We start from the raw sequence: 7,894 nt of genomic DNA, 5'->3' as shown, positions 1-7,894 counted from the left end.
TGTCCATGCCCTCCGGTAGCTGCTCAATGAAGTCCAGGGCATAGGCCTTGCGGGCCGCCTCGCGAACCGCATCCCGATCAGTGTCCACCAGACTGCCATAGGCAATATTGTGCTCAATGGTGTCGTTGAACAGCACCACATCCTGACTGACCATGGCGATCTGATTACGCAGATCAGTACGCCGGTACTCGCTGAGAGAAACACCGTCCAGCAGTATCTGCCCCTGATCGGGATCATGGAAACGGGGCAAGAGGCTCACCAAGGTGCTCTTGCCGCTACCCGAGCGGCCCACCAGGGCCACCACTTCACCGGGCCGAACATGCAGGTTGATGTCCTTGAGCACCTGCTCCTTGTTCTCGCCATAACTGAAGTGCACTTTCTCGAAACGCACATCACCATTGGCACGCTGGATGGCTCGGCTGCCACCCTCGCCTTCAGGCGGCGTATCCAGCAGATGGAAGACACTGTGGGCGGCGGCGATGCCCTTCTGAAGCACGGCATTGATATTGGCCAGATGGCGCAGGGGGGCCATCATCAGCATCACCGCGCCCAGGAATGATACAAAGGCACCCACGGTGATGCGATCCAGCACCCCCGGCAAGGTGGCGAAGTAGATAATCCCGGTTACGCCGATGCCGGCAATCAACTGCACCAGCGGCACACTGCCGGCCTTGGTGGCCACCAGCTTCATGTGCATGCGACGGTTCTGCTCGTTGATCTGCTCGAAGCGTTCGGCTTCGTAATGCTGCCCGCCAAAAACCTTGACCACGCGCTGACCGCCGATGACTTCCTCGGCCACCCGGGTCACATCGCCCATGGAATTCTGAATTCGGGTGCTGTACTTGCGAAAGCGGCGACTGACGAATCGCACCAGGGCCATCAGCATGGGCACGGTGATCAACAGAAAGGCCGTCAACGGCACGCTGATCCACAGCATCCACGCGAACAGCGCCACCACCGACAGGGTGTCCCGCACCAGCACGGTAATGGCATTGGTCACCGACTCGGCAATCTGCTCAATGTTGTAGGTCAGCTTGGAGACCAGCACCCCGGTGGAGGATTGATCGAAATAACTCACCGGCAGGGAGAGCAACTGGCGAAAGGTCTCGGTGCGAAGCTGCTTGATCACCCGCCGACCCACCCAATGCATGCAGAAGGTGGACAGAAAGCCGGTAATGCCACGGATGACGAAAAGCCCCATCAGGAGGATGGGAATGATGCGGATGGCTTCCGGGTCCCGGGCCACCAGGCTTTCGTCCATCAGAGGCTGCAGAATGGCGGGAAAACCGGCCTGGGATACGGCGAAGATGGCCATGGCAATCACGGCCAGCAGGAAGATCCGCCAGTGGGGCACCACGTAACGGAGCAAGCGCCGGTAAACCTTCAGGGCTTCTGCTTCTGTCTGAATCTTCTCCATTGAATCCCGTTGCCTGAGTGATTAATGAATGAGGACCGGGGCCAACCCGGCATCTTGCCGCTGTTCTGGGCGCGGGCGCGGCCCGCTAGCCCCCCTCCTCTTCCGGCGCTTCGGCAGTCACTACCTGGATGCGGGCAAAGCCCAATCGCCCCACCACATCCATCACCGTGACCACCGACTGATGACTGGCATTGGCATCGGCCCGAATGGTGACCGGCACATCCCGGCGATCTTCCATCATGCGGCGGATGGCACTCTCCAGTGTCGTGGGCCGGTTGTTCACCAATTGACGACTGTTGACCGCATACTCTCCATCGGCGGAGACGACCACTTCCAGGGCCCGCTCTTCCTGCTCGGGGGCACCTTCCAGGCTGGCCTCCGGCAACACGATCTCCAGGTCGGCCTCGCGCACGAAGGTGGTGGAGACCATGAAGAAGACCAGCAGCAGGAAGACCACGTCAATCAGCGGGGTGAGATTCACCTCCGGGTCTTCACTGCGCCTGGGCCGGAGATTCATCCCTGCCTCCCCGGATGACCGCTGAGCGCGTCAACCAGCTTCATCGCTTCCTGCTCCATGTCCACCACCAGCTCATCGACCCGTCCGCGCAGATAGCGATAGGCAATCAATGAGGGAATGGCCACGGTGAGACCGGCGGCGGTGGTCAGCAGGGCCTCGGAGATACCCCCGGCCAGGGCGCCCGGATCACCCACCCCGTGAGCGGTGATGGCGGTAAACACCCGAACCATGCCGATGACCGTCCCCAACAGCCCCAGCAGCGGGGTAATGGAAGCAATGGTGCCCAGGGTATTGAGGTAGCGTTCCAGCTCATGGACCACATGGCGACCGGTATCCTCCACCGTGTCCTTCATCAGGTGGCGATCGCCATGGCGCTGGGACAGACCGGCGGCCAGAATGCGCCCCAGTGGCGAGTTATTGCGCAAGGCCTTGACGTGGTCCTCGCTAAGCTCCCCTTTCTGCAGCCAGCGCCAGGCCTCGGCGGCCAGATGCGGCGGGGTGACCCGCTTGCGTCGCAGGGTCCACAGGCGCTCGGCCACGATGCCAAAAGCAATGACCGAACACAGTATGATGGGCAGCATCAGCCAGCCGCCCGCCTGAATGAGTTCCAGCATGATTATCTGTCGCCCCGTTATCAGCCCCGTCCGGCGCTTTTCCTTGCCGGCCGGGCACCAGGTTCCCTAGGGCTTCCCGCAGGAAGCATCGGCGTCGCATGATACTTGATTTGGGCATGGCGCAGAAATCAGGGTCGCCACCAGCGTGGCTGACGGGAGAGATAAGCCACCTCGCCCCGGCCCTCCAGGCGCAGGCCGACCCGCCCTTTTTCCCTTGCCAGGCCCTCGTCCAGGTGCAGCGGCCGGGACAGCGCCGGGTGTTCCACCACAAGCCCGCTCGGATCCAGGCGCAGGCGCCAATCGCCGCTTTCCGCAAGCAACTGACACTGCGGCAGGCCGTCCTGACCGGGGCCACGGACAAAATGAATCTCGTCGCCCCCCATCGCCCCCTGGGGACAATGGCGCGCCACCCCCGCCGGCATGCCGCGAAGATCCGGCAGCAGAAACTGGCCCGGCGCCAGCTCGGGTAGGCTGGACTGTAAGTGGTCCAGGGTGGCCGAACCCACCCCCTGCTCCGGATTGAACAGCAAGCGGCTGCCGGGCCGCCGCATTGCCCGCGCCAGCCAATCCAGCAGCGGTCCGCGCAGATCGCCGCGCCCGGCCTGTAGCCAGATGAGCCGCTCTTCGGCCAGATCCAGTTGCCAGACCTGGCCACCAGCCGGCAGCGACCAGACCCGGATATCGGGCTGATCCCGGCCATTGAGCCCCACCACCAGGGGCAGCAATCCGAGCAGCAGCGCGGCCCGGGCGACCCGGGGCCCGGGCAGAACCACGGCCAGGATGGCCAGCAAGGCAAGCAGCGCGGCAATCAGGGGATACCCGGCCACGGTGGGCAAGGCGGGCAACTCCGCCAGCAGGCTCAGGACCGGCCAGAGCCCGTCAAGCACCAGGCCGGCGCCAGACCAGAACCAAGCGGCCAGAGTATCGAGCCCGCCAAGGGAAAGCGCTGCCCCCAACAGAGACAGAGGCACGACCAGGAAGCTGAACAGGGGCACGGCAATGGCATTGGCGAGTGGACTGGACAGCGGCCCCAGCCCGAAAAACAACATCAGCACCGGCAGAATGGCCAGGCCGGTGACCCACTGGATCCGGACAAAGGCGACAGCCCGGCCCGGCCGATCACCACCGGCAACAACCGCCAGCACAAAAGCGACCAGGGCAAAGGACAGGTAGAAGCCCGGATCCATCACCGCCAGGGGATCAAGCACCAGCACCACCACCGCCGCCGTGGCCAGTCCGCCCGCGAAACCCGTCCGGCGACGCAACAGCAGCAGCAAGACCATGACCGCAAACATGCTCAGCGCCCTGACGGTGGGCAGGGCGAAGCCGGCCAGCATGGCGTAAGCGCCTGCGGCGGCCAGCCCCAGCAAAGCCCCGCTGAGCCTGGCCGGCCAGGGCGCCGGCAATAGGCGGGCCAGGCCCTGCCCCAGCAGGAAAACCAGCCCGCCCACCATGCCGATGTGCAAACCGGAGATGGCCACCAGGTGGGTGGTCCCGGTGGCATTAAGTACCGCCCATTGGCCGCTGTCGAAGCCACTGCGATCACCGACGGTGATGCCCCGGATCAGCGCCGAGGCGGGACTGTCCGCCAGGGACTCGGCCACCGCCTGCCCCAGCCGTGTCCGCAGTCGATCCATGCCGGCCCCGCCGGGCTCCAGCCGCACCGCCGTCGCCTCCGGCATGACCCGGGCCGTACCGGCCAGGCCATGGCGAAATTGCCAGCGTGCCTGATCGAACTGCCCCGGCAGGGGCCGTGCCGCTGGCTCACGCAGTTGCAAGGGCAAGCGCCATTGCTCACCGCTGGCCGGGGCGAGCAACGGCTCCGACCAGCTCACCCGAAGGCGAACGGGGCGGGCCAGAGGCTCGCCATCAATGACATCGACCTGGAAATCAAAACGCTGACTGAAGCCGTGATCCGCCACCAGACCCAGCACCCGCCCTTCTGTCACCACCACCGTCTGCTCGCCAAGATCATCCAGGGCCGACGGCATCAAACGCTCATGGATGGCATGGCTCGCCAGCAGCAGGCCCAGACAGAAACCACCCAGCCAGAGCAGACGCTGGCGAACAAGCCAGGCGCCCAATAGTCCGATAAGACAGAGGAACAGAAACCAGACAGGAGAGAACCCTGGTGCCCAGACCAGTGCGGTTGCGGCGACAAAAAGCCCGGCGGCGAAGACCGGCATGACTCATGCTTCCCTGCAATCCTTGCAAACTGCATCCAGGCCGGCCATTGCCGCATTATAATCGGCGTTGACGACCCGGCCCCCCTTTTGCTGGGCGCCTGTGATCTCCATATTCAGGCTCACCCGCTTCGGATAAAGAATGCGACATGCCCAGGCGATTTTTCAAGCACTACCTGCCCAGAAGAGAGACGCTGGCCCGGTCGCGGCTGCTGCGGCCCTTTGCCGCGCTGTTGAGCGACCCCGGGCTATGGGCGCTGAGCCGGCGCAGTACGGCCAAGGGGTTCGGGGTCGGGGTGTTTGCTGCCTGGCTGCCCATCCCCTTCCAGACCCTGGTGGTCCTGGGGCTGACGGCATGGATGCGGGTAAATCTTCCGGTGGCGGTGTTGGCCAGCTTCATCTCCAACCCGCTGACCATGGGGCCGATGATGCTGGCCGGTTACCTGTTGGGCTCATTGATGCTCAGGATGCCGCCCCGCGAGAACCTGGAATTTGGCCTGGAGATGATCTGGCAGGAGATCGAGCGGATCGGCGCGCCCCTGTTGCTGGGCTGTCTGACCCTCGGCCTGCTCACCGCCCTGCTCTCGGCAACCATCATCAACGTCGCCTGGCGGGTTTCCCTGATGCGTTTTTATCGCAGCCGTCGGGCACGCCGCCGGATGATGGGGATTCGTTTCCGCCGCCCGCGTCAGCTTCGCCGGGCCGGCCTGAAGCGGCGCCTGCCTAAACCTTGAGCACGCCGTCTTCCAGCTCGTGAATGGTTCCCATGCGGGCGGCCAACTCCCGGTCATGGGTAACCATCACCAGGGCAGTGCCGTACTCGGCGTTCAACTGCAGCATGAGATCGGCCACCTGTTCCCCGGTCCGGGAATCCAGATTGCCGGTGGGTTCATCCGCCAACACACAGCGCGGCCGGGTCACCAGCGCCCGGGCCACCGCCGCCCGCTGACGCTCACCGCCAGACAGCTCGCCGGGCTTGTGTTCAAGGCGATGGCCCAGCCCCACCTGCTCCAGAACCCGCCTGGCCGCGTCACGCGAGGGGGTCACCGACTCGCGCCGCACCAGCAGGGGCATGGCGACATTCTCCAGGGCGGTAAACTCGGGCAGCAGATGGTGAAACTGGTAAACAAAGCCGATGGCCCGGTTACGAAGACGACCCCGCTCGGCATCGGCCAGCTTGTGCATGGCCTGACCATCCACCCAGACCTCGCCTTCACTGGGCCGGTCCAGGCCACCCAGCAGATGCAGCAGAGTACTCTTGCCGGAGCCGGAGGCGCCGAGAATGGCAGCCGTCTCACCCGGCTGAATGGCCAGGCTGACATCACGCAGGACATCCACGCGACGCCCGGCATCGGTGAAACTGCGGCTCAGGTTTTGACAGGCAATCGCGGCCTGTTCCAGATTCAGCCGGGCCTTACTCATAACGCAGGGCCTCCGCCGGTTGGGTTCGGGATGCCCGCCAGGCCGGATACAGGGTGGAGAGCACCGACAGAACAAAGGCCAGACCGCTGATCCGGCCCACATCCGCCCAGTTGAGCTCCGAGGGCAGGTCACTGATGTAATAGACATCGGCCGGCAGGAATTCAGTCTGGAACAGATCCTCCAGCCAGGGCACGATCTGCTCCACGTTGCTGGCCAGGGCCACACCCAGGCCCACACCCACGACCGTACCCACCAGACCGATGACCGTCCCCTGAACGATGAAGATACCCATCACCGAGGACGGTGTGGTGCCAATGGTTCGCAACACGGCAATATCCGCGCGCTTGTCATTGACCACCATGACCAGGGTGGAAATGATGTTGAAGGCCGCCACCGCCACGATCAGGAACAGGATAATGAACATCACTGTTTTCTCGATCTGCAGCGCGGCAAAGAAATTCGCATGCTGGCGGGTCCAGTCACTGACGAAGTAGCCCGCTCCCAGACCGGCGGCAATGTCACGGGACACCGCCGGTGCCCGGAACATGTCATCGAGCTTCAGGCGGATGCCACCCACGGCATCACCGAAGCGATAAAGCGTACGGGCATCGTCCAGATGAATGAAGGCATGACTGCGGTCATACTCATACATGCCCACTTCGAACAGGCCCACCACCTGGAAGCGCCGCATCCGCGGCCGGAAACCGGCCACCGTCACATTGCCTTCAGGGACAATCAGGAACACGCTGTCGCCCACATTGACCCGCAGGGAGCGGGCCAGGGCACTGCCCAGAATGACTCGATACTCACCCGCCACCAGATTGCCGAGCTCGCCCTGGACCATCTGCTCGCCGACCTCGGAGACCTGGGGCTCCTCCTCCGGCAGAATACCGCGCACCATGCCGCCGCTGAGCTGCCCTTCCCGGGCCAGCATGCCTTCCCGCTCGATAAAGGGCGCGGCGCCCAGCACCCGCTCGTCAACGATGATCCGGTCGCGAACTCCCTCCCATTCCTCGACCCGGCCGCCGTAACTGGTAATGCTGGCATGGGACACCATGCCGAGAATGCGATCACGCAGTTCCTTCTCGAAACCGTTCATGACCGACATCACCGTAATCAGGGCCATCACGCCCACGGCGATCCCGGCAACCGAGGTCATCGAGATGAAGGAGACAAAATGATTGCGGCGCTTGGCGCGAAGATAGCGCAGGCCGACAAATAACTCGTATGGTTTGAACATGGAGCGGGATTAAACCATAGCTGTTTCGGTTTTGACAGAAGCCGCCGCCCGGGCCTGCAGCGGACGGGTCAATTCAAGCCGCCGGGGCGACACCCTGGCACCCCAGGCCATCAATTCAACCCCGGCCTCTGAGGCCCCGGCCAGGGCATCGGCATAGGCCGGATCGATGGCCACTGCGGGTTCGACCACGGCCACATCCTCGCGTTGCACGCAGAAACACAGCACCGCCCGCTCCCCGGCCCGAACCGACTGGATCAGGTGAGCCAGATGCCGGGCCGCACGCCGGCTCACCGCATCGGGAAACAGGGCCAGACCATTGGCGGCAGCGGCGGTCACATTCTTGACCTCCACCCAGCAGCGTCCCTGCTCGCCCTCCAGCAGGATGTCGGTGCGCCCACCGGCCGGATGGGCAACCTCCCGGCGCAGATGGGGATAGCCGGCCAATGCCGGAATGCGCCCGGCGGCAATCGCTTCCGCCACCAGGGCATTGCTGCGCCCGGT

Annotated in this window: 8 protein-coding genes; 1 reads left to right on the top strand and 7 read right to left on the bottom strand. The window is 64.2% G+C overall.

Annotation, left to right across the window (positions count from 1 at the left end):
- From ACJWXQ_RS06925 to ACJWXQ_RS06910, 4 genes are all read right to left on the bottom strand, one after another.
- A partial coding sequence (locus ACJWXQ_RS06925; RefSeq protein ID WP_406672449.1) for an ABC transporter transmembrane domain-containing protein occupies positions 1-1,417 on the bottom strand: 1,417 nt, incomplete at its 3' end.
- A gap of 85 nt (positions 1,418-1,502) precedes the next feature.
- Complete coding sequence (locus ACJWXQ_RS06920; RefSeq protein ID WP_406672448.1) at positions 1,503-1,934, bottom strand: ExbD/TolR family protein; 432 nt, start codon at positions 1,932-1,934, stop codon at positions 1,503-1,505.
- Positions 1,931-2,548, bottom strand: a complete 618-nt coding sequence (locus ACJWXQ_RS06915) for a MotA/TolQ/ExbB proton channel family protein (protein WP_346052973.1) — start codon at positions 2,546-2,548, stop codon at positions 1,931-1,933. The genes ACJWXQ_RS06920 and ACJWXQ_RS06915 overlap by 4 nt, the downstream gene beginning before the upstream one ends.
- A 128-nt stretch (positions 2,549-2,676) precedes the next feature.
- Positions 2,677-4,734, bottom strand: coding sequence for a ComEC/Rec2 family competence protein (locus ACJWXQ_RS06910; RefSeq protein ID WP_346052972.1), 2,058 nt, complete (start codon positions 4,732-4,734; stop codon positions 2,677-2,679).
- Positions 4,735-4,880: 146 nt separating this feature from the next.
- Between ACJWXQ_RS06910 and ACJWXQ_RS06905 the strand changes: the two genes are divergently transcribed.
- The gene (locus tag ACJWXQ_RS06905; RefSeq protein WP_346052970.1) at positions 4,881-5,465 is read left to right on the top strand and encodes a DUF2062 domain-containing protein; all 585 of its coding nucleotides are present in this window, start codon (positions 4,881-4,883) and stop codon (positions 5,463-5,465) included.
- Here the strand turns inward: ACJWXQ_RS06905 and lolD are convergent.
- The 3 genes from lolD to ACJWXQ_RS06890 form a co-directional block, all read right to left on the bottom strand.
- Entirely contained in the window at positions 5,455-6,153 is a 699-nt protein-coding gene (gene lolD / locus ACJWXQ_RS06900; protein ID WP_346052968.1) for a lipoprotein-releasing ABC transporter ATP-binding protein LolD, read from the bottom strand. The genes ACJWXQ_RS06905 and lolD overlap by 11 nt on opposite strands.
- Positions 6,146-7,393: a lipoprotein-releasing ABC transporter permease subunit gene (locus ACJWXQ_RS06895; RefSeq protein ID WP_406672447.1), complete on the bottom strand. Its 1,248-nt coding sequence runs from the start codon at positions 7,391-7,393 to the stop codon at positions 6,146-6,148. The genes lolD and ACJWXQ_RS06895 overlap by 8 nt, the downstream gene beginning before the upstream one ends.
- Positions 7,394-7,402: 9 nt before the next feature.
- On the bottom strand, positions 7,403-7,894 hold a 492-nt coding region (locus ACJWXQ_RS06890), incomplete at its 5' end, for a DNA/RNA nuclease SfsA (RefSeq protein WP_406672446.1).

The sequence above is a fragment of the Natronospira sp. genome (assembly GCF_007134575.1).
Taxonomy (GTDB): domain Bacteria; phylum Pseudomonadota; class Gammaproteobacteria; order Natronospirales; family Natronospiraceae; genus Natronospira; species Natronospira elongata.
The sequence above is the reverse complement of the archived record's forward strand: the minus strand, read 5'-3'. Positions and strand labels throughout refer to the sequence as shown.